The sequence below is a fragment of the Undibacterium hunanense genome, from assembly GCF_014284335.1.
GTDB classification, from domain to species: Bacteria; Pseudomonadota; Gammaproteobacteria; order Burkholderiales; family Burkholderiaceae_D; genus Undibacterium; species Undibacterium hunanense.
Genome location: NZ_JACOGF010000004.1, coordinates 273,327 through 294,974 on the forward strand (window position 1 = coordinate 273,327; position 21,648 = coordinate 294,974).

The following is a 21,648-nucleotide window of genomic DNA, read 5'->3' on the forward strand; positions in this document are numbered from 1 at the left end:
TTTTATTGCGATTGATTTTTTTTATTCTTACCCTGTATGGGTATGGGCGAGTTGGGCATGATCGTTTGGCATTTTTTCAGGGTATTCATTCATCTCATGGCAGGTTTGTTGACTTGCGCAGTGGTCTTTCCGTTTGTCCATGATGACCGGCGTGATTATCTGGTGCGTCGCTGGTCGGTCAAATTGCTGGCCATCTGCACTGTGGATGTCGCTTTCAAAGATAAAAGCGAAGGGGCGGTGAATGCGTCTGCGATGATTGTTTCCAATCATATTTCCTGGCTGGATATTTTCGTGATCAATACCTTGCACCCTTGCCATTTTGTGGCCAAGTCAGATATCCGCAATTGGCCATTGCTGGGCTGGTTATGTGAGAAAGCCGGTACCATTTTCCTGGTACGTGGCCGGCAGCGCGATGTGCGTCGTATTTATGAAGGCCTGGTACATCAGATACAAGCGGGCAAGCGTATTGCTTTTTTTCCCGAAGGTACGACAACTTCACAAGGTAATGTGCTGTCGTTTCATGCCAATCTGTTTGAAGCCGCGATAGAAGCGCATGTGCCTGTGCAACCCTTTGTTGTCCGCTATCTGGACGCCCAGGGACAGTTTCATTCCGCAGCTGACTTTATTGGCGACATGACTTTTGCCGAGAGTATGCGCATCATCTTGCTGGCACCGCGCATGACGGCGGAACTGGTGCGTCTGCCCACCATTCCTACCGACGGTGCGCACAGGCGTGATGTCGCCAGGCTGGCGCGCGCAGCGGTGATGCGGGAACTGGGTGTCACTGAGGCTTAGCCCGGCTTTTGCTGTTGCGGGCAATCTATCTGTACCAGGTCGCGGTCTTCCAGTGCAACCGCCGTCAATTTGCCACCCCAGACGCAACCGGTGTCCAGGCTGATCAGATTGGGGCGTAACACCAGTCCCAGGGTGGACCAGTGACCGAAAACCATGGTGTTGTCTTCAGTGGCGCGTGGTAAATCAAACCATGGTGCAAAGCCGTCAGGGGCTGCGCCCGCGCCATCCTTGGTAGCAAAATCCATCTTGCCGTCGGCGCTGCAAAAACGCATGCGTGTCAGTGCATTGATGATGCATCGATAACGCGCATTGCCCTGTAAATCATCTTGCCAGTGATCTGGTGTGTTGCCGTACATGTTATGCATCAGGTCCAGCCAGTCAGGTGCGCGCAAGCGGGTTTCCACTTCCTTCGCCAGACTCAGTGTTTGCGTTGCCGACCACTGCGGAAAGATGCCCGCATGTATAAGCAAGTGATTACTCTTGAAAATTGCCAAAGGCCGTTGTCGCAACCAGTGCAGCAGTTCGTCACGATCAGGGGCCTGCAAGATGTCGTCCAGGGTATCGCTGCGGTGGGGCGGGCGTATGCCGTTGGCAACAGCCAGCAAATGCAGGTCATGGTTACCCAGCACGCTTTCGGCGCGGCCACTTTGCTGCAGGCTGCGTATCAGACGCAGACTTTCCAGTGACTGTGGGCCACGGTTCACCAGATCGCCTGCGAACAGATAATAAGCGCGGGGTGAACGCACCTCTATCTTGTTCAGCAAGGTTTGCAACTGTTCGGCGCAGCCTTGTATGTCGCCGATGAAATAGGTTTTGCTCATTACTTTTTAGTGATCCGCACCCAGTCGCTTCGATTCGGAGCGGCTGATCAGGGCTTGCTGTTTTTGTTGCTCACGCATGCTGGCGGTGATCATGGTCGGCCAGCCTATCAGGTGTTGCTCGGCAATTTCTGCCAGGCCGCGCATCCATACCGGTGATTCATTCAGACAGGGAATGTAGTTGAATTCCTTGCCGCCGGCACGCAGGAAGTCTGTCTTCACTTCCATGGCGATTTCTTCCAGGGTTTCCAGGCAATCGGCGATAAAGCCAGGACAGATAACGTCTATGCGTTTGATGCCGTCTTTTGCCAGTTTTTGTACCGTCGGCGCAGTATAGGGTTGCAGCCATTCGGCACGTCCCAGGCGTGACTGGAAGGTGACGATATAGTCATCCTTGCCCAGCCCCAGTTTTTCAGCCAGTAGGCGGGCAGTTTTATAGCATTCGCAATGATAGGCATCGCCGCGCAGTAAAAATGCTTTTGGCAAGCCATGAAAACTCATGACCAGTTTTTCTGGACGGCCATGGCTTTGCCAGTGATCCATGACAGATACCTTCAATGCCTGAATATAACCATCATGATCATGATAGTTCTTGACGAAGCGCAGTTCAGGCATGTTTCTGACTTGCTGATAATGCTGGGCGACAGCATCAAAATTGGATGCCGTTGTGGTGCCGGAATATTGCGGATAAGCAGGCAAAATCAAGATGCGTTCGCAGCCATCTTTCTTGAGTTTTTGCAAGACATCAGGGATGGATGGTGAGCCATAGCGCATGGCATAGGCAACCTGAACTTCATGCCCGCGTTCACCCAGATAGCCCTTCAGCAGGGTGGCCTGTTTTTCGGTATGTATTTTCAGTGGCGAACCATCCTTGGTCCAGATCGATGCATATTTTTTCGCAGACTGGCCAGAACGAAACGGCAGGATAATGCCATGCAAGATCAGCCACCAGATCGGGCGTGGCACTTCAACCACACGCCGGTCCCATAAAAATTGTTTCAGGTAAGGGCGCACGGCCGATGCAGTAGGAGCATCCGGTGTGCCAAGATTGATCAGTACGACGGCGGTTTTAGTTATCTTGCCGTGTGAGTATTCAGGTTCTTTGAGGAAGCGCATGATATTTATTTTCTTAAGATGCCAGTAATTCTCTGGCGTGTTTGCGCGTAGTTGCCGTGATTTCTATGCCGCCCAGCATGCGGGCAATTTCTTCGACACGTTGTTTGTTGTCGAGTGCTTCAATTTGTGATGTGGTCTTGCCTTTGTGGCTGGCCTTGCTGACCTGGAAGTGTTGATTGGCCTGGCTGGCGACTTGTGGCAAATGGGTAACGCACAGTACCTGCCGGTCTTGCCCCAGTCGTTTCAGCAAACGCCCGACCACTTCTGCCACGCCGCCGCCGATGCCGCTATCGACTTCATCGAAGATCAGGGTCGGAGTGGCAGTCGCACCAGAAGTGATGACCGAAATAGCCAGCGAGATACGCGCCAGCTCACCACCGGATGCCACCTTTGCCAGTGGGCGCGCCTGCACACCTGCATGGCCGGCCACCAGGAATTCAGTTTGTTCCAGCCCATAGGCGGCCGGTTGGGCAGCATGCAGGGCGATGGAAAAACTGCCGCCCCCCATGCTCAGATCTTGCATGGCGGCGGTGACTGCTGCAGCCAGTTCTTTCGCTACTTTGGTACGTGCCTTGCTGAGCTTTTGTGCCGCCTGCATATAACTTGAACGGGATTTTTCTTCCTGTGCTTTCAGGGCATCCATGTCACTGGCATTCGAAAGCTGCTGTAACTGTGCCGATAAAATGGCAAATTCTTCATGCAGTTTTTCTGGTGCGACATGAAAGCGACGTGCCGTAGTATGAATCGCTTCGACGCGGTTTTCGACTTTGCGCAGACGCGCCGGATCCAGTTCGGTGCGGCTCAGGTAATCGTTCAGCGCATAGGTGGTTTCCTGCAGGTTGATGCAGGCAGAATCCAGTGCTTCAATGACGGGCTTTAAGGCAGCATCATAGTCCAGCAGTTTTTGCAGCTTGTGCTGAACTGCCGTCAATTGTGACAGTACAGGATGGTCGGATTCTGAAATCAGGCTGGCAGCTTCCTGCGCGCCTTCCAGCAAACTTGCAGCATGGGCCAGGCGGCTATGTTCCTGCGTGATGTCTTCCCACTCGCCGGGCTTGATCTGTAATTTGTCGAGTTCGCCAACTTGCCATTCCAGCCTTTCGCGTTCTTGCAAAACATTCTTGGCATTGGTTTCAAATTCTTCGCGCTGCTTGCTCAGGTTGCGCCAGGCCTTGTAGCGCAGGCCGACTTCGCGGACCTGTTCTTCCAGCCCGCCCTGCATATCGAGCAGGGAACGCTGGGCCTCGGTTTTCAGCAAGGACTGATGCGCATGCTGGCCATGGATATCCACCAGCAAATCACCGATTTCACGCAACTGGCTGGCGGTGGCGGTGATGCCGTTGATCCAGGCTTTTGAGCGTCCGGCATTGTCTACCGTGCGGCGCAGTATCAGTTGCTGGTCGGGGTCGCTGAAATCATTGGCTTCCAGCCAGTTGTTCAGGCTGGCATTGATGGCAAATTCGGCACTGACATCGGCTTTGGCGGCTGATTCGCGCACCATGCTGGCGTCACCCCGGCCACCCAGTGCCAGGGTCAGTGCATCAATCAGGATGGATTTGCCGGCACCGGTTTCCCCGGTCAGTACGCTGAAACCGGATGAAAATTCGAGCTCCAGTGTATCGACAATGACAAAGTCACGAATGGCAAGCGTGCGCAGCATAATGAACAGACAGTAATGATATGAAATGGATATGGATAAGAATGTATTTAATGCAGCGGCGAAACAGGATCAGTCGCTATTTTAGCAATACAGCTTGTGTACGTGTTTCAGTCTGGGTTTCAGTTCAGGTTTCAGCTCTGGTTTCAATTCAGTGCGCCTTCGACCGAAGGATACTCATTCCAGTGCAGTTTTTCACGCAGGGTATTGTAATAATTCCAGCCCTGGGGATGCAGGAAGGTTACCGTATGGGCAGAGCGGTTCACGATTATCCTGTCCTGGTGCATCAGGCTGGCAAAATTCTGCATGTCAAAGTTCAGGCTGATGTCACGTCCGGCCACGATCTCGATCACGATTTCGCTGCTGTCCGGCAAGACTATCGGACGGTTGGACAAGGCATGTGGTGCAATCGGCACCATGGCAATGCCAGACAGGCTGGGATGCAGCAGCGGGCCACCGGCAGACAGGGCATAAGCGGTAGAACCAGTCGGTGTAGACACGATCAAACCGTCAGAACGCTGGTTGTACATGAAATGGCCGTCGACTTCGACCCGCAGTTCCACCATGCCGGAACCGGCCCCGCGTGACACCACGATATCATTGAAGGCGACGCCGCTAAAAATTTGGTCACCGTCACGCACCACGATGGCCTGTAACAGGCTGCGGCGTTCGGATGCATATTTGCCATCCAGTATGTCGGTAATCGCCGGCACCATGCGGTCGAGTGCAATATCGGTAATAAACCCCAGGCGGCCCTGGTTGACACCTATCAGCGGGACGTTATAGGGTGCTAGTTGACGCGCGATGCCAAGCATGGTGCCATCACCACCAATGACGATGGCGGCGTCGGCAGATTTGCCGATTTCAGGAACAGTCATGGTCGCGAACTGCGCCAGTTGCGGGTATTGCGCTGTTTCTGCCTCAATAACGACGTGATGTCCTGCTTGCTCCAAAAAGTTTGCCAGTTCGGTCATTGAATCCGCGATGCCGGCAGCATTATATTTTCCAACAAGTGCAATGGTTTTGGCCTGGACTGTCATAAACAAGGTGGAGGTGACATGATGCCTCAGATTAGACCATAATTAAGCTGGGAATGAATCAATTGAGTGCACTTTATGACATTAAAAGCAGTTTTGCTAGATCTGGATGATACCTTGTGGCCTGTCGTGCCAGTGATACGCCATGCCGAGGCGGTATTGCAACAATGGCTGCATGAACACGTACCTGTGGTCGCACAAAATTACAGTGTGGAAAAACTGCGTGAGCGCAGGAATACCCTGGTATCTGCCGACCCGCGTTTTCAATATGATTTGTGGGCGCTGCGCCATACCCTGCTCAGCGAAGTCTTTCAGGAGCATGGCATACCGGCAGAAAAAGCCGATCATGCCATGGCTGTGTTTGCCGATGCCAGAAACAAGGTGGATTTGTATGAAGACGTCAGGCCAGGCTTGCTGGCGCTGGAAAAAAAGATAAACCTCGGTACCGTCTCGAACGGTTTCGCCGATTTGTCGGCCATCGGCATTGCCGGACATTTCAAGGTATCGATCGCCGCCTACCGCTTTGGCTGTGCCAAGCCTGACCCACGGATTTTCCTGGCGGCCTGTGATGCAATGCAAGTGGCACCATCAGAAGTATTATATGTGGGCGACGATTTGTTGCTGGATGTGCAAGGTGCGCAACAGGCAGGCCTGCAAGGTGGCTGGATGAATCGCAAGGGTTTGAAAATCGAGGATGAACGCCATATACATATCAGGCCGGATGCAGAATTTGCCAGCCTGCATGAGCTGGCGCAGTGGATATAAAACTTTCTGTGTTCATTGCTGGCATGAACGCATAAAATGAAGCTATGCAACTTGATATTCGCGCACAAACCTTATTAAAAGCACTGGTCGAACGGTATATCGCCGATGGCCAGCCTGTGGGCTCCCGCGCCCTGTCAAAAATTTCCGGCCTGGAATTGTCGCCTGCGACCATACGCAATGTGATGGCTGACCTGGAAGAAATGGGGTTTGTTGCCAGTCCGCACACTTCAGCCGGACGTATACCTACGCCGCGTGGTTATCGGGTGTTTGTGGATAAATTGCTTACAGTGCAAGAAATCAGCGAAGTCGGCCTGGAGTCGCGTCTGCAATCGGGCATGTTGTCGCAGCCGCCGCAAAAGCTGATCGCCAATGCCGCACAGATATTGTCATCGCTGTCGCAATTTGCCGGTGTTGTCATGACGCCGCGTACGGAATCGATATTCCAGCAAGTTGAATTTTTACGCCTGTCGGAAAAGCGTATCCTGCTGGTGGTCGTGTCACCGACAGGCGACGTGCACAACCGTCTGTTGCTGACCGACGTAGACTACAATCAGGGGCAGTTGGTACATGCTGCCAATTACCTGAACCAGAATTTTGGCGGTTTAAGTTTTTCCGACGCCCGTACCCGCATCAACAACGAATTACGTCAACTGCAAAATGACATGACCCGGCTGATGCAGGCAGCGGTAGAAGCGGGCAGTGACGCCATGGATGAACATAGCGACGAAGTCGTCATATCCGGCGAACGTAATTTGCTGAATGTGCAGGACCTGTCTTCCAACATGGGTTCTTTGCGCAAGTTGTTTGACATGTTCGAACAAAAAAACAGTCTGATGCAATTGCTGGATGTATCGAGCAAGGCAACTGGCGTGCAGATATTCATCGGTGGTGAGTCGCAACTTGTCCCCATGGAAGAAATGAGCATCGTTACCGCACCTTATGACGTTAACGGTAAGATAGTAGGAACGCTGGGAGTCATAGGCCCGACCCGTATGGCGTATGAAAGAGTGATACCGATTGTTGATATCACTGCAAAATTATTGTCCAATGCGCTTAGTCAGTAACTGGTCACCATTAGTGGTCACCACTAACTAATAAGCATTGAATAGCCATTGAACAATTGAAATCATGTGCCTTGCCGAAGTAGTCCAGGCGCGCAAGGACGTTCAGCCATCTTGATGGCGCAAGCATCTCTTACACTTGTGACTGAAAATATTGATATGGACAAAAAGAACGTGAAGATATTACTGGTGGACGATAACGACGTCACCAGGGAAGTATTGAGAGTCATTCTGCGTAGCGAGGGCTACGATGTCGTGGGTGAGGCAACGGATGGCAGTACCGGGTTGGAAATGGCTGTCAAGCTCAAGCCACATCTGATCATGCTGGACGTGGTCATGCCCAAGATCAGTGGTATCGAGATTTTGCCGCGTCTGAAAGAATTGGTACCAACTGCTTGCGTACTGATGGTCACTGCCAACAAAGACCAGGCAACCATTGCAGAAGCGGTCAAGACCGGCATTCACGGTTATGTTCTCAAGCCATTCAATGCACAAAAGATCATTGATACGGTAGCGGGTGTGGTTGCCAAAATCAGCAAATGATGTGGATGTAACAGTAAAGCAGGCACGCAGACGTGCCTGCTTACTATGAGATTACGAGCCTGATTGCGTTGTCATGGCTGGGGCTAAGCAATGAGCAAGCAATGAGCAAGCAATGAGTAAGCAATGAGTCTTAAGCCTTGTGTTCGCAATTGGCTTTGGTACAGTTGCCGTAAATCGCCAGTGCATGTTCAGCAATCTTGAAGCCGCGTTCCAGTGCCACCTTGTGCTGGCGCTGTTCAATTTCTTCATCGAAAAACTCTTCCACCCTGCCGCAGTCAAGACAGACCAGGTGGTCATGGTGAGAGCCTTCGTTCAGTTCAAAAATAGCCTTGCCGGTTTCGAAATGATTACGATTGAGCAAGCCAGCCTGTTCAAATTGTGTCAGGACGCGGTAGACTGTTGCTAAACCGACATCCATATTTTCATTCAGCAGGATCTTGTACACGTCTTCTGCTGTCAAATGGCGAACCCGGCTGTTCTGGAAAATTTCCAGTATCTTCAGTCGTGGAAGGGTCGCTTTCAGGCCGCTGGCCTTCAGGTTTGGAGTGCTGTTTGTCATGTTTTCGATCAAAAATTTGCTATCTGCTTTATGATATCGGGTTTTAGGGCTTGTTGCTCAATAATGAGGTTACCTATGCGTTTGTTGTTTTCAGCTTCAAAACGGACCACGCTGGGCCGTGCTGCTGGTCTGGCACTGCTTACTTGCCTGACTGCATGTTCATCAGCTTTGCCTTTTTTGTCCAGTGCAGACAAAACCTCGGTGTATGCCACGCCAACAAGCACTGGTGATACCAGCGGCGCCCAGGTGATTGCGCCTACCGGCTTTGCCAAGTTGCTCAGCTACGTCTCGCCTTACCGCGTACCTATCCAGCAAGGTAACTTCGTGTCACAGGAAATGATTTCCCAGTTGAAAGAAGGCATGACCCGTGAGCAAGTACGCTTTTTGCTGGGTACAGCCTTGCTGACTGACATGTTCCACGAAGACCGCTGGGATTATCCTTTCCGTCTGACCAAGGGCAATGGCGAACAAATCACCAGCCGCGTATCAGTGTATTTCAAAAATAACACTGTTGCCAAGTTTGAAGGCGGTAACCTGCCGACTGAAAAAGATTACCTGGCCCGTATTACCGAATCCGCCCTTGGCGTGAATCGCGTACAGTCAGTGATTGATACTGATGGCCCGGCCAAGAAAAAAGAGAAATAAAATACTATGACAGCCTTGAAAATTGCCGTAGCGGGTGCTTCTGGCCGTATGGGGAAAATGTTGGTTGAGGCAATCAGCGCTGCTGATGACCTGGTGCTGGCTGGCGCGCTGGATGTGCCAGGTTCGCCCGCACTGGGTACCGATGCGGGTCTCAGTCTGGGTAAGCCGACAGGCGTGCTGATCGAGTCGGATCTGGCAAAAGGTCTGGCAGATGCCGCCTACCTGATCGACTTTACCCGCCCCGAAGGTACGCTCAAGCATCTTGAATATTGTGCTGCGCATGGCATCAAGATGATCATAGGCACGACCGGCTTTGACGGGGCAGGCAAGGCAGCCATTGCTGCCGCTGCGCAAAAAACTGCCATCATGTTTGCGCCGAATATGAGCGTGGGCGTGAATGTCACGATGAAGTTGCTGGAAATGGCTGCCAAAAGTTTTTCTCATGGCTATGACATTGAAATCGTCGAAGCACATCACCGCTTTAAAGTGGATGCACCGTCAGGCACGGCGCTGAAAATGGGGGAAGTGATTGCTGACACGCTGGGACGCGACCTGAACGAAGTCGGGGTTTTTTCCCGCGAAGGCGTGACCGGTGAGCGTGATCCATCCTCCATCGGTTTTGCCACTATCCGTGGCGGTGACATTGTCGGCGACCATACGGTGCTGTTTGCCGGTATTGGTGAGCGGGTTGAAATAAGCCATAAATCATCCAGCCGTGTTACCTACGCGCATGGCAGTTTGCGTGCAGCCCGTTTCTTGCAGGATAAATCCACTGGTCTGTTCGATATGTACGACGTATTGGGTTTGCGCTAAACAAAGCGCTAGCCCGGCCCTATGAATTCAGCGATTGCACATTACTGGGATCAGGCGGATTTGCTGGGACACATGGTCGGCTGGTTTTTGCTGGCCATGTCGGTACTCAGTTGGACCCTGATCTTGTTGAAGGCATGGACTTTCTGGCGCATCCGCCAGGCAGCGCCCGCCTTGCGGGCTTTCTGGCAATCACCCAGTCTGGCCGATGCTATGGCCATGCTGCGTCAGGCTGACAGGGCGCATATCTTTATTGCCCTGGCGGATGCGGCAGAGCAGGCAGACAAACGTGCTGGCACTCTGTCCGAAAACACAGCATTCAGCGACATTCTCACCCGCAGCCTGAGGCATCAATTGCAGGCACTGACCACCAGACTGGAAGCAGGATTAACCATGCTGGCATCGATAGGGGCAACGGCACCCTTTGTTGGCTTGCTGGGCACGGTATGGGGTATTTATCATGCGCTGACGGCCATTTCCTCGTCAGGTGCTGTACAGATAGATCAACTGGCTGGCCCGGTTGGTGAAGCCCTGATCATGACCGCGCTTGGTCTGATAGTCGCCATTCCGGCGGTACTGGCATATAACGGCTTTAACCGCATCAATCGCATTACCCTGGCCGAACTTGATGGCTTTGCCTTTGACCTGCACGCACACTGGTGCAAAACCTGAGGTCGTCACATCATGTCATTCGGTCAATTTCGCCAATCTGACGCTACCGCATCCGGCTCACAAGGGACGATGGCGGATATCAATGTCACCCCGATGGTGGATGTGATGCTGGTCCTGTTGGTGATTTTCATTATTGCCGCGCCCTTCATGACGCACGCTATCAAGCTGGATTTGCCTCAGGCCCAGTCTGCTGCCGTGCCGGAACCAGCGAACGCCATCCATATTGCATTTGATGCAGAAGGGCGCCTCTACTGGGACAAGGACGTATTGTCCATGGCTGAACTGGAGCCCAGACTGGCAGTGCTGGCAGCCAGCAACCCGCAGGCAGAAATACAATTGCGTGCCGACAAGGCAACCCGCTATGAAATCATTGCCCAGGTCATGGCTGCTGCCCAGACACAGGGCTTGAGCCGGATTTCTTTTGTTACTGACAAGAAAGCCAGCCGCTGAACCTGGCGGGCTTTGCCGTGGGCAGTGCCCATTAATTCCTTTCCATCGTGCCATTATTCGGGTCTTGCCCTGAGGCTTTGCTCAATAACATGGCTTAAGCAGTTATAATCTAAGGTTCTGAGTCATTTCCGCACCTACTTCTGCTTAAGCCATGCAAGAAAAATATACGCCTTCCGACGTCGAGCAATCGGCGCAGTCTCATTGGAAAAAGATCGATGCCTATACGGCAGTAGAAAACAATCCACGCTTCCCTAAAGGCAAGTATTACGCCTGTTCCATGCTGCCTTACCCTTCCGGCAAGCTGCATATGGGCCACGTGCGCAATTACACGATCAATGACATGCTGGCACGCCAGCTGCGCATGAAGGGCTATAACGTCCTCATGCCCATGGGCTGGGATGCATTTGGCTTGCCGGCAGAAAATGCGGCGATTGCCTACAAAAAATCGCCGGCAGAATGGACTTACGCGAATATCGAAGACATGAAGTCACAAATGCAGCCTCTGGGCCTGGCATTTGACTGGACGCGTGAAGTCGCGACCTGCGACCCGGATTACTACCGCTGGAACCAGTGGCTGTTCCTGAAGATGCTGGAAAAAGGTGTTGCCTATAAAAAAACCCAGGTCGTGAACTGGGACCCAGTCGATCAAACCGTGCTGGCGAACGAGCAGGTGATTGATGGTCGCGGTTGGCGCTCTGGTGCCCTGGTAGAGAAACGCGAAATTCCTGGCTACTACTTTGGCATCACTCAATACGCAGATGAACTGCTGAACAGCATCGATAATCTCGATGGCTGGCCTGAGCAAGTGCGTACCATGCAGCGTAACTGGATAGGCAAGAGCGAAGGCGTGCGCTTTGCTTTCCCACACCAGATCGCAGATGAAACTGGCGCACTGGTTCAAGACGGCAAGATGTATGTGTTCACTACCCGTCCAGACACCATCATGGGCGTGACTTTCTGCGCAGTAGCGGCAGAACATCCCATTGCGACGCTGGCAGCAAAGAATAATGCCGCACTGGCAGCCTTCATCGAAGTCTGCAAGGCTGGCGGTACGACAGAAGCCGAAATGGCGACCAAGGAAAAAGAGGGCATGCCTACCGGCCTGTTCGTTACCCATCCCCTGACTGGTGAGCAAGTCGAAGTCTGGGTCGGTAACTATGTGCTGATGACCTATGGCGATGGCGCTGTCATGGGCGTGCCTGCGCATGATGAACGCGATTTTGCCTTTGCGAAAAAATACCATATCGCCATCAAGCAAGTGGTGGCGATCGAAGGCGAAAGCTTCAGCACCGATGCCTGGGCAGAATATTATGGCGACAAGCAACGTGGCGTCACCGTCAATTCCGGCAAGTACGATGGCCTGAGCTTCAAGGCCACGGTTGATGCAGTGGCCGGTGATCTGGTAGCCAAAGGTCTGGGCGAAAAGAAAACCACCTGGCGTTTGCGTGACTGGGGTATTTCGCGTCAGCGTTACTGGGGTACACCTATCCCTATCATCCACTGCGCAAGCTGTGGTGACGTGCCTGTGCCGTATGAAGATTTGCCGGTGGTATTGCCTACCGACTGCATTCCTGACGGTTCTGGCAACCCATTGAAACACCGTGAAGATTTCCTGAATGTACCTTGCCCTAAATGCGGCAGCCCGGCACACCGTGAAACCGACACCATGGATACCTTCGTTGATTCCAGCTGGTATTTCATGCGTTATACCTGCCCGGATGCAGACACCATGGTGGATGAGCGCAATGATTACTGGATGGCGATGGACCAGTACATCGGCGGTGTCGAACATGCGGTTTTGCATTTGCTGTACGCACGTTTCTGGACCAAGGCCATGCGTGACCTGGGTTTGGTCAAGATAGACGAGCCTTTTAAGAACCTGTTTACCCAGGGCATGTTGCTCAACGAGTCTTATTATCGTGAAGATTCTACTGGCAAGAAAATCTGGTTCTACCCGAATGAAATTGAAGTTCAGCATGATGACAAGGGGCGCCCAATTTCAGCATCGCTGAAAAGCGATGGTCAGCCTGTGCAAATGGGCGGCATCGAGAAGATGTCCAAATCCAAGAACAATGTGGTCGAACCCAAAGACATTATCGAGCAGTTCGGTGCTGATACGGCACGCCTGTTCACCATGTTTGCCGGTCCTCCGGATCAAAGTGCGGCCTGGAGTAATAGCGGCGTGGAAGGTGCATCGCGTTACCTGCGTCGTTTGTGGGCTTCTGCATTGAAACTGTCTGGCACGATTGCTGCCGGGACCAGTACCGTCGCGCCCGCTGCGTATGCCAATGATGTCAAGGCCCTGCGCCGTGAAGTGCATCTGACGCTGAAGCAAATCGATACCGATTATGACCGTCTGCAATACAACACCGTTGTATCCGGTGCGATGAAGTTGCTCAACACCATAGAGTCCTTCAAGTCAGACGCTGAAGGCAGTGCAGCAGCCTTGCGTGAAGCTTTCAGCATCTTGCTGCGTGGCCTGTATCCGGTATGCCCGCACATCACGCACGTCTTGTGGCAGGAACTGGGCCTGGCCACTGAGCTGGGTGAAATCATTGATGCGCCATGGCCGCAGGTGGACGAAGCTGCTCTGGTGCAGGATGAAATCGAGCTGATGGTGCAGGTCAATGGCAAGTTGCGTGGCAGCATCAAGGTTGCCAAGGATGCCGACAAGGCCACCATAGAAGCGACGGCTCTGGCCAATGAAAGTGTACAGAAGTTCATGGAAGGTGCCGCCAAGAAAATCATCATCGTGCCTGGCAAGCTGGTGAATATCGTTGCCTGACCATCCTGGTCTTGACAACAGTGTGACAAGTAATAAGTAACAAAGAACAAAGGAAACCGCATGCAAGCAAAGTACTTAAAGCGTCTGCAATGGCTGACAGCAATCTTCTTCGTGATGCTGCTGTCCGCTTGCGGTTTTGCCTTGCGTGGCCCGGTGGCTTTGCCGTTCAAGAGCATTTATATCGGCATGCCTGAAAGTTCGGCACTGGGTGGTGAGTTGCGCCGCCAGATACGCGCCAACGGGCAAACCCAGATCATGTCCAGCGCCAAGGATGCGCAGGTCATGCTTGAAGTTTTGAGTGAAACCAGGGACAAGCAGATTCTGTCCCTGAACAGCCAGGGTCGTGTACGTGAATACAATCTGATCTACAACTTCCGTTTCCGCCTGCGCAATAACGAAGGCAAGGAATATCTGGAGCCGGTAGACATACAACTGAAACGCAATATCAGTTTCAATGAAACCCAGGTGCTGGCGAAAGAGGCAGAAGAAGTCTTGCTGTACCGTGATATGCAAAGCGACCTGGTGCAGCAGATCATGCGTCGCCTGGCTGTTGTAAAGATGGACGATTAAGATGCTGCTACGCTTCGATGCCCTCGATGGCCATCTGGCGAAAACACTGGCGCCACTGTATGTGATCACCAGTGATGAGCATTTGCTGGCGCTGGAAGCCGCAGACAAGATACGCCGCACGGCAAAGGCACAAGGTTTTTATGAGCGTGACATCCTGACGGTGGAGCGCAGTTTCAAATGGGGCGCCTTGCTGGCAGCGAATCAGTCGCAATCCCTGTTTGGCGATAAAAAACTGATCGATTTGCGCATACCCACCGGCAAACCCGGCAAGGACGGTGGCCAGGCCTTGCAGGATTATGTGGCGAACCTGTCGCCCGATAACCTGACCCTGATCACCTTGCCCAAGCTGGACTGGGCCACGCAAAAAGCTGCCTGGGTAGCCAGCCTGCAGCAGGCTGCGGTGTACATTGATATCCCGCTGGTGGAACGCAATCAGTTGCCTAACTGGATCAGCCTGCGCTTGTCGATGCAGCAGCAAAATGCCGACAGGCAAAGCCTGGATTTTATTGCTGACAGGGTAGAAGGCAATTTGCTGGCCGCCCATCAGGAAATCCAGAAACTGGCCTTGTTGCATCCGCCAGGCAAGCTGAGTTTTGAACAAATCCATGACGCCGTGCTGAATGTGGCGCGCTATGATGTCTTCAAGCTCAATGAAGCCATGCTGTCTGGTGATGTCGCAAGACTGGTACGTATGCTGAACGGTTTGAAGGGCGAAGGCGAAGCCCTGCCGCTGGTCTTGTGGGCGATGGCAGAAGAAATACGCACGCTGTTGAAACTGAAGTCCGGCATGGCGCAGGGCAGGCCACTGTCAGCCTTGCTGAAAGAATACCGGATCTGGGGCCCGCGTGAAAAGCTCATGGATCCTGCTCTGCGTCGTGTCAGCCTGGCAAATTTGCGGGCCGCGCTGCAAGAAGCATCGCAAGTCGATAAGATGGTAAAAGGTTTACGCGCCAAGGCATTTGCAGGTGATCCCTGGGATGCCTTATTACAGTTGGGTTTGAAAGTGGCAAAAGCTGCATAATGCAGTTTAGTCTACGCCTGATACCTGATACTTGATACTTGATACTTGATAGCAAGCGGTTTATCAAACCGGAAATAGAATTCCCTCGCCACCTTGCTGGTGGCTGATCAACGAATATGAGAACGCCCGGACGTTCTCCAAATGACGATATGGATATCAAGCACTACATGAATGACCTCGGCATCCGTGCCCGCGCAGCATCGCGCGCCATGGCCAAAGCCGACACCGCCGCCAAGAACAAGGCCCTGTCACTGATCGCTGTTGCCATCAAGCGTGAAGCTGCGGCCTTGCGCGCCGCCAATGAGCTTGATCTTGCGGCAGCAAAGGCAGCAGGCATGGAAGCCGCCATGCTGGACCGGCTGACCCTGTCTGACAAGGCAATCGCCACTATGGCCGAAGGCCTGGAACAGATCGTCAGCCTGGCTGACCCTATCGGTGAAATCTCGAACATGAAATACCGCCCCACCGGCATACAGGTAGGGCAGATGCGGGTGCCGCTGGGCGTCATTGGCATCATTTACGAAGCGCGTCCGAATGTGACTGTGGATGCGGCCGGTCTGTGCATCAAGAGTGGCAATGCCACCATCTTGCGCGGTGGCTCTGAAGCCATACATTGCAATCAGGCCCTGGCAAAACTGGTCAAGGAAGGTCTGGCTGGTGCCGGCCTGCCGGCTGATGCAGTGCAAATCGTCGAGACCACAGACCGCGCAGCCGTTGGTGAACTGATCACCATGCCGCAATATGTGGATGTTATTGTCCCGCGTGGTGGCAAGGGTCTGATTGCGCGTTTGATGCAGGAAGCCACTGTGCCCATGATCAAGCATCTCGATGGTATCTGCCATGTGTATATCGATGACAAGGCAGACCTGAAAAAAGCAGTCGATGTGGCATTCAATGCAAAATGCCACCGCTATGGTACCTGCAACACCATGGAGACCTTACTGGTTGCGCAAGGCATTGCAGCCCAGGTCTTGCCAGCACTGGCTGACTTGTATGCAGGCAAGCAGGTGGAATTGCGCTGTGACGATGCCGCCGCTGCGATACTGGCAGGCTATCCACATCTGGCCAAAGCCACGCAGGAAGACTGGAGCACGGAATACCTGGCCCCTGTCCTGGCCGTCAAGGTAGTGGCTGATCTGGATGAAGCCATTACGCATATCAATGACTATTCATCCAAACATACTGAATCCATCATCACGGAAGACTATAGCCGCGCCCTGCGTTTCTTGCGCGAAGTCGATTCGGCATCGGTGATGGTGAACGCATCCACCCGCTTTGCCGATGGCTTTGAATATGGCCTGGGTGCCGAGATTGGCATCTCGAATGACAAGCTGCATGCACGTGGTCCGGTGGGTCTGGAAGGGCTGACTTCGATGAAGTATGTGGTTTTTGGCCACGGCGAAGTACGCCAATAATAAAGTTAAAAATTAATAATGCAGATTAAAGAAAGCACATCATGCTTTGGGTAAAAGCGTTTCACATCCTGTTCGTCACATCCTGGTTCGCCGGCCTGTTTTATTTGCCGCGTATCCTGGTCAATCTGGCGATGGAAAATCATGCGGCGACTACAGAACGCCTGTTATTGATGGCACGCAAGCTGTATCGCTTCATGACGATATTGGCCGTGTTTGCCCTGGTGCTTGGCCTGTGGTTATGGCTGGGGTATGGCATAGGCAAGGGGCCGGGCAATGGCTGGCTGCATGCCAAGCTGACTCTGGTGATCTTGCTGATAGGCTATCACCACGCCTGCGGCAGCTTGCTGAAGAAATTTGAAAAAGGTATTAACAAGCGCAGCCATGTCTGGTTTCGCTGGTTTAATGAAGTGCCGGTGATTTTGTTGCTGGCGATATTGATTCTGGTTGTTGTCAAACCGTTCTGAGTTTGGTGACAAAGCCTGTCTGGAGTGCGGAACTCCGGGCATGCACTTGGCGGTGAGTTTTCACCATTGTTTTTTTAACGGATAAAGGGTACTCCTATGACGCGTTATTCTTATTTTTGTCCATGCCCACGCGGCCTGGAAATAGCCCTGGCTGAAGAGCTGGGTGAAATTGCAGCCATGGATAAAACCATGGCCGTGCACAACCAGGTGCCTGGCGGCGTGCACTGCTCGGGCAGTCTGCATGATGGCTGGCGTATCAACCTGCATTCACGCATTGCGTCTCGCGTGCTGATGCGCATGGCGCATTCTGGCTATGCCAATGAAAACGATATTTACGACCTGGTGCTGGATCAGCCCTGGGAAGACTGGTTTGGCTATCACCATACGATACGGGTAGACGTCACTGCGGTGAAGTCGCCTTTGAAGAGCCTGGATTTTGCCACGCTTAAAATCAAGGATGCGATCTGTGATCGTTTCCGTGACCAGTTCACCCAGCGCCCATCGGTCAATACCAAGAACCCGGACATGCGCATTGTCGGTTTTCTGGATGCACGCAATTTCACGATTTACCTCGATATCTCGGGTGAACCTCTGTTCAAACGCGGCTGGCGTCTGGAAACCGGTGATGCGCCCTTGCGTGAAAATCTGGCAGCAGGTTTGTTGCGTACCGCTGGCTGGAAACCGGGTACACCCCTGTTTGACCCCATGTGCGGTTCCGGTACCATTCTGATTGAAGCGGCCCAAATCCTGGCAGGTATTCCTCCTGGCCTGAAGCGTGAATTTGCGTTCGAGAAAATGCATCAGTTCGATGCCGATGCCTGGGCCCAGATCAAGGCCAGTGCCAAACCGCATCCTTTGCCGGTTGAGCCGACTATTTTCGGCAGTGATATTTCTGGCGACATGATCGTCATGACGCGCAATAACCTGAACAAGGCTGGCATACGTTTTGACGTGCCACTGAAGCAGATCGAAGCGCAGGAGATCAAGGCACCGACGACAGAGCCCGGTATCTTGTTGACCAACCCACCATACGGCGAACGTATCGGTGTGCGTGGTGACAGCACCATGGAAGAAGATGATATGGCCAAAGACTTCTTCAGTGCTTTCAGTACCACCCTGAAGCAGCGTTTTGCGGGCTGGAGTGTGTTCCTGTTCACCGCTGATTTGGGTCTGCCGAAAATGTTGCGCCTGAAAGAGTCGCGCAAGACGCCTTTCTATAACGGCGCGCTGGAATGCCGTTTGTTCCGCTTTGATATGGTGGCCGGTTTCAATCGCAGGGAAGAAGCCAAGCCCAAAGATATCGCTGAATAATTTTCATCATGCCTTTATAAAACGGCCAGGTCTCAGCAGACCTGGCCGTTTTGCTTTAGGCTTACAGGTATTCCTGTCGTTTGCAAAAAGTGGAGATACTCTGATGTCACAAGAAGCAATAGCAAAGCAACTGAATTTGAAAGATCCATCCTTGTTGCGTGACCGCGCCTATATCAATGGCGAGTGGATCGCAGGCACAAGCAGTTTTGAAGTGAATAATCCTTCCACTCTGGCAATATTGGCTACGGTGCCAAATCTGGATGCCAGCCATACCGAAGCCGCGATCAAGGCCGCGCAAGCTGCTTTTCCTCTGTGGGCTGCAAAAACCGGCAAGGAACGCGCCAATCTCATGCGCAAATGGTTTGACCTGATGATAGAGAATGCCGATGACCTGGCCGCCATCATGACGGCAGAGCAGGGCAAGCCACTGGCTGAAGCCAAAGGCGAAGTCATTTACGGCGCCAGTTTCATCGAATGGTTTGCCGAAGAAGCCAAACGAGTGTCTGGCGATGTCATGGCATCGACCTGGAGCGACAAGCGCATGGTGGTGCTCAAGCAACCTATCGGCGTCTGTGCGTCCATTACGCCGTGGAACTTCCCCATCGCCATGATCACGCGCAAGGTGGCACCTGCCGTGGCGGCAGGTTGCTCCATCGTCATCAAACCTGCCGAGCAGACGCCTTTGTCTGCCCTGGCCATGGCGGAACTGGCGCACCGTGCTGGTATTCCCGCCGGTATTATCAATATCATCACGGCTGATTCTGAACAATCCATCGCTGTCGGCAAGGTCTTGTGTGATAGCCCGGTGGTCCGGCATTTGTCCTTCACCGGTTCAACACCTGTTGGTCGTATCCTCATGCGGCAATCGGCCCAGACAGTGAAAAAACTGGCACTGGAACTGGGTGGCCATGCCCCGTTCATTGTATTTGAAGATGCTGACCTTGATGCTGCGGTGGAAGGGGCCTTGCAGTCGAAATTCCGCAACTCAGGCCAGACCTGTGTCTGTACCAACCGTTTTTACGCGCATGAATCGATTTACGATGCTTTTGTGGAAAAACTTTCAGCCGGTGCTAAAAAGATCAGGGTCGGTGACGGTTTTGAGACTGGCATCAACCAGGGGCCGATGATTGATGCACAGGCCGTAGCCAAGGTGGAAGAGCATGTCGCCGATGCATTGAAGCAGGGCGCAAGCTTGCAGGCGGGTGGTAAATTACTGGAAGCCGGGAAACTTTTTTATGAACCAACGGTGCTGTCGAATGTCACATCCGGCATGCTGATCATGAATGAAGAGACTTTTGGCCCGGTGGCTGCGGTCGTCAAGTTCAAGACGGAAGAAGAAGCGGTCGCTGCCGCCAATAATACGGATTTCGGTCTGGCTTCGTATTTTTATTCGCGTGACATAGGTCGCGTCTGGCGGGTTGCTGAAAAATTGGAATACGGCATGGTAGGCATTAATACCGGTCTGATCTCGAATGAAGTGGCGCCGTTTGGTGGTGTCAAACAATCCGGCCTGGGGCGTGAAGGTTCCAAATATGGCATGGATGAATATCTTGAAATGAAGTACCTGTGCATGGGCGGCATTTAAATTTTACATACCGGGGCACGCTGTTGCCAGGGTAGGTCTCGCCCAGTATCCAACAAGGCCATCCGGGTTTGCTGCCCGGATGGCATGTAACCTGAATAGTAACCATGTCCTCTGCTACCAAAGTCAGTAATGCTGGCCTGGCAACCTTATTGGCCGCCCTGGCCATGCTGGGTCCATTTTCGATTGATACCTATTTACCGGCATTCCCGAATATTCAGGCAACCCTGCATGCCAGCGCGCTGGAAGTACAGCAAACCCTGACGGCGTATATGCTGTCGTTTGCGGTGATGACCTTATGGCATGGCGCATTGTCTGATGCTTTCGGGCGACGCAATGTCATTCTGGTGGCGCTGGCGGTATTTGCGGTAGCCAGCTTTGGCTGTGCTTCCGTACACAGCATCCATTACCTGTGGGGCTTTCGTATCTTGCAGGGCGTATCAGCCGGCGCCGGTATGGTGGTCGGGCGGGCCATCATACGGGATTTGTATGCGGGCGCACCGGCAGAGCGGCTGTTATCTCTGGTGACCATGATTTTCTCGATTGCCCCGGCAATCGCCCCTATCCTGGGGGGCTGGATAGTCAGCTTCGTCAGTTGGCGTGCCATTTTCCTGTTGTTATTTGGCTATACCATCGTACTGTGGTGGGCCAGTTACAAATACCTGCCTGAATCACTACCCCTGGACAAGCGCCAGCCCTTCAGCGCAGAATTTTTGTGGGAAAGTTATAAAAAAGTCTTCAAGTCGCCGCTGTTTCATTTGAAGGCTGGCACTATTGCCTTTAATTTTGCCGGCCTGTTTTTGTATGTGTCTGCCGCACCGGCCTTTATTACCCAGCATTTGCATCTGGGCCCGGACCAGTTTGGTTGGCAGTTTGTGCCTTCGGTAGGCGGTATTTTCTTTGGCGCGCTGGCGGCCAATCGCCTGGCAGGCAAAATGACGGTCTGGAAACAGGTCAGCATAGGTTTTTGTTTCTTGCTGGGGGCGGCTGTATTCAATGTGGTGTTCCATTTCTTTTCTCCGCCTGTCTTGCTATGGTCGGTAACACCTTTGTTTTTTTACACTTTCGGTATGTCTCTGGTTGCGCCGGGAGCAACCTTGCTAGTTTTGGATCTGTTTCCTAATATAAGAGGTATAGTCGCTTCCTGCCAGTCGGCGACTGTGACCATGCTGGGTGCCGTCATTGCCGGTATCGTGGCACCGGCACTCGATCATTCAGTGCTGACGCTGGCGCTGGGGCAGTTGGGATGCACGGCAATTGCAGCCGTGATGTGGTACACCGGACGTGCATACTGGCGCGCCATGACGGCGCAAAAGCAGAATGCATGGGAAACAGTGGAATAAGCGTGAAACCAGGGCCGAGCAAGTGCAAAAGATTGTCAATTAAGTAAATAATAAATAAATTTCGAGTCAGTTACTTGAAATGAGACTTCCCGACCATATATAATTGGTGCTTTGCAGCAAATTGTTAAATTTCATCTTGTAACACTTGATTTACATGGGATTTACTTCAATTTCTTTTGCATATGCAAATAAGATTTCCATCGTGTCTTTTTGGGTTGGACTTATATAG

At 52.7% G+C, this 21,648-nt stretch carries 21 protein-coding genes; 16 read left to right on the forward strand and 5 right to left on the reverse strand.

The features are described from left to right. The first annotated feature begins 57 nt into the window (after positions 1 to 57). Positions 58 to 795: a lysophospholipid acyltransferase family protein gene (locus H8L32_RS09945; RefSeq protein WP_186947032.1), complete on the forward strand. Its 738-nt coding sequence runs from the start codon at positions 58 to 60 to the stop codon at positions 793 to 795. Here the strand turns inward: H8L32_RS09945 and H8L32_RS09950 are convergent. The 4 genes from H8L32_RS09950 to H8L32_RS09965 all read right to left on the reverse strand — a co-directional run bounded on the left by H8L32_RS09950 (position 792) and on the right by H8L32_RS09965 (position 5,426). After that, entirely contained in the window at positions 792 to 1,616 is an 825-nt protein-coding gene (locus H8L32_RS09950; protein WP_186947033.1) for a symmetrical bis(5'-nucleosyl)-tetraphosphatase, read from the reverse strand. The two genes, H8L32_RS09945 and H8L32_RS09950, sit on opposite strands and share 4 nt — an antisense overlap. A 6-nt stretch (positions 1,617 to 1,622) precedes the next feature. Beyond that, positions 1,623 to 2,729, reverse strand: a complete 1,107-nt coding sequence (gene hemH, locus H8L32_RS09955; RefSeq protein WP_186947034.1) for a ferrochelatase — start codon at positions 2,727 to 2,729, stop codon at positions 1,623 to 1,625. 13 nt (positions 2,730 to 2,742) lie between these two features. Next, entirely contained in the window at positions 2,743 to 4,389 is a 1,647-nt protein-coding gene (gene recN, locus H8L32_RS09960) for a DNA repair protein RecN (protein ID WP_186947035.1), read from the reverse strand. Positions 4,390 to 4,532: 143 nt separating this feature from the next. Further along, positions 4,533 to 5,426 carry an NAD kinase gene (locus tag H8L32_RS09965; protein ID WP_186947036.1) on the reverse strand — a complete coding sequence of 298 codons (894 nt, stop codon included), beginning with the start codon at positions 5,424 to 5,426 and terminating at the stop codon, positions 4,533 to 4,535. A gap of 75 nt (positions 5,427 to 5,501) precedes the next feature. On the opposite strand from H8L32_RS09965, the gene H8L32_RS09970 reads away from it, so the two are divergent. The 3 genes from H8L32_RS09970 to H8L32_RS09980 all read left to right on the forward strand — a co-directional run bounded on the left by H8L32_RS09970 (position 5,502) and on the right by H8L32_RS09980 (position 7,792). Then, positions 5,502 to 6,188 (forward strand): HAD family hydrolase, encoded by a 687-nt coding sequence (locus H8L32_RS09970; RefSeq protein ID WP_186947037.1) that lies wholly within the window; start codon positions 5,502 to 5,504, stop codon positions 6,186 to 6,188. 44 nt (positions 6,189 to 6,232) lie between these two features. Then, on the forward strand, positions 6,233 to 7,252 hold the full coding sequence (gene hrcA, locus H8L32_RS09975) for a heat-inducible transcriptional repressor HrcA (RefSeq protein ID WP_186947038.1): 1,020 nt from the start codon (positions 6,233 to 6,235) through the stop codon (positions 7,250 to 7,252). 156 nt (positions 7,253 to 7,408) lie between these two features. Beyond that, on the forward strand, positions 7,409 to 7,792 hold the full coding sequence (locus H8L32_RS09980) for a response regulator (protein ID WP_186947039.1): 384 nt from the start codon (positions 7,409 to 7,411) through the stop codon (positions 7,790 to 7,792). Positions 7,793 to 7,922: 130 nt separating this feature from the next. Here H8L32_RS09980 and fur read toward each other — a convergent pair whose 3' ends face one another. Next, the gene (gene fur, locus H8L32_RS09985) at positions 7,923 to 8,351 is read right to left on the reverse strand and encodes a ferric iron uptake transcriptional regulator (protein WP_186947040.1); all 429 of its coding nucleotides are present in this window, start codon (positions 8,349 to 8,351) and stop codon (positions 7,923 to 7,925) included. 75 nt (positions 8,352 to 8,426) lie between these two features. Between fur and H8L32_RS09990 the strand changes: the two genes are divergently transcribed. From H8L32_RS09990 to H8L32_RS10045, 12 genes are all read left to right on the forward strand, one after another. Continuing rightward, complete coding sequence (locus H8L32_RS09990; protein WP_186947041.1) at positions 8,427 to 8,996, forward strand: outer membrane protein assembly factor BamE; 570 nt, start codon at positions 8,427 to 8,429, stop codon at positions 8,994 to 8,996. 6 nt (positions 8,997 to 9,002) lie between these two features. Further along, positions 9,003 to 9,809 carry a 4-hydroxy-tetrahydrodipicolinate reductase gene (dapB, locus tag H8L32_RS09995; protein WP_186947042.1) on the forward strand — a complete coding sequence of 269 codons (807 nt, stop codon included), beginning with the start codon at positions 9,003 to 9,005 and terminating at the stop codon, positions 9,807 to 9,809. A gap of 21 nt (positions 9,810 to 9,830) precedes the next feature. Beyond that, the gene (locus tag H8L32_RS10000) at positions 9,831 to 10,478 is read left to right on the forward strand and encodes a MotA/TolQ/ExbB proton channel family protein (protein WP_186947043.1); all 648 of its coding nucleotides are present in this window, start codon (positions 9,831 to 9,833) and stop codon (positions 10,476 to 10,478) included. Between the two features lie 12 nt (positions 10,479 to 10,490). After that, positions 10,491 to 10,928, forward strand: coding sequence for an ExbD/TolR family protein (locus H8L32_RS10005; RefSeq protein ID WP_186947044.1), 438 nt, complete (start codon positions 10,491 to 10,493; stop codon positions 10,926 to 10,928). Positions 10,929 to 11,079: 151 nt separating this feature from the next. Continuing rightward, on the forward strand, positions 11,080 to 13,713 hold the full coding sequence (gene leuS / locus H8L32_RS10010) for a leucine--tRNA ligase (protein WP_186947045.1): 2,634 nt from the start codon (positions 11,080 to 11,082) through the stop codon (positions 13,711 to 13,713). A gap of 60 nt (positions 13,714 to 13,773) precedes the next feature. Next, positions 13,774 to 14,283, forward strand: a complete 510-nt coding sequence (locus H8L32_RS10015; RefSeq protein ID WP_186947046.1) for an LPS-assembly lipoprotein LptE — start codon at positions 13,774 to 13,776, stop codon at positions 14,281 to 14,283. A gap of 1 nt (position 14,284) precedes the next feature. Next, positions 14,285 to 15,304: a DNA polymerase III subunit delta gene (holA, locus tag H8L32_RS10020; RefSeq protein ID WP_186947047.1), complete on the forward strand. Its 1,020-nt coding sequence runs from the start codon at positions 14,285 to 14,287 to the stop codon at positions 15,302 to 15,304. A 149-nt stretch (positions 15,305 to 15,453) separates the two neighbouring features. Beyond that, on the forward strand, positions 15,454 to 16,719 hold the full coding sequence (locus H8L32_RS10025; protein WP_186947279.1) for a glutamate-5-semialdehyde dehydrogenase: 1,266 nt from the start codon (positions 15,454 to 15,456) through the stop codon (positions 16,717 to 16,719). A gap of 41 nt (positions 16,720 to 16,760) precedes the next feature. Beyond that, positions 16,761 to 17,183, forward strand: coding sequence for a CopD family protein (locus tag H8L32_RS10030; RefSeq protein ID WP_186947048.1), 423 nt, complete (start codon positions 16,761 to 16,763; stop codon positions 17,181 to 17,183). A 96-nt stretch (positions 17,184 to 17,279) separates the two neighbouring features. Then, the gene (locus tag H8L32_RS10035) at positions 17,280 to 18,494 is read left to right on the forward strand and encodes a THUMP domain-containing class I SAM-dependent RNA methyltransferase (protein ID WP_230412141.1); all 1,215 of its coding nucleotides are present in this window, start codon (positions 17,280 to 17,282) and stop codon (positions 18,492 to 18,494) included. Between the two features lie 103 nt (positions 18,495 to 18,597). Next, positions 18,598 to 20,079, forward strand: coding sequence for an NAD-dependent succinate-semialdehyde dehydrogenase (locus H8L32_RS10040; RefSeq protein ID WP_186947049.1), 1,482 nt, complete (start codon positions 18,598 to 18,600; stop codon positions 20,077 to 20,079). A 104-nt stretch (positions 20,080 to 20,183) separates the two neighbouring features. Further along, on the forward strand, positions 20,184 to 21,419 hold the full coding sequence (locus H8L32_RS10045; protein ID WP_186947050.1) for a multidrug effflux MFS transporter: 1,236 nt from the start codon (positions 20,184 to 20,186) through the stop codon (positions 21,417 to 21,419). Positions 21,420 to 21,648: the final 229 nt, after the last annotated feature.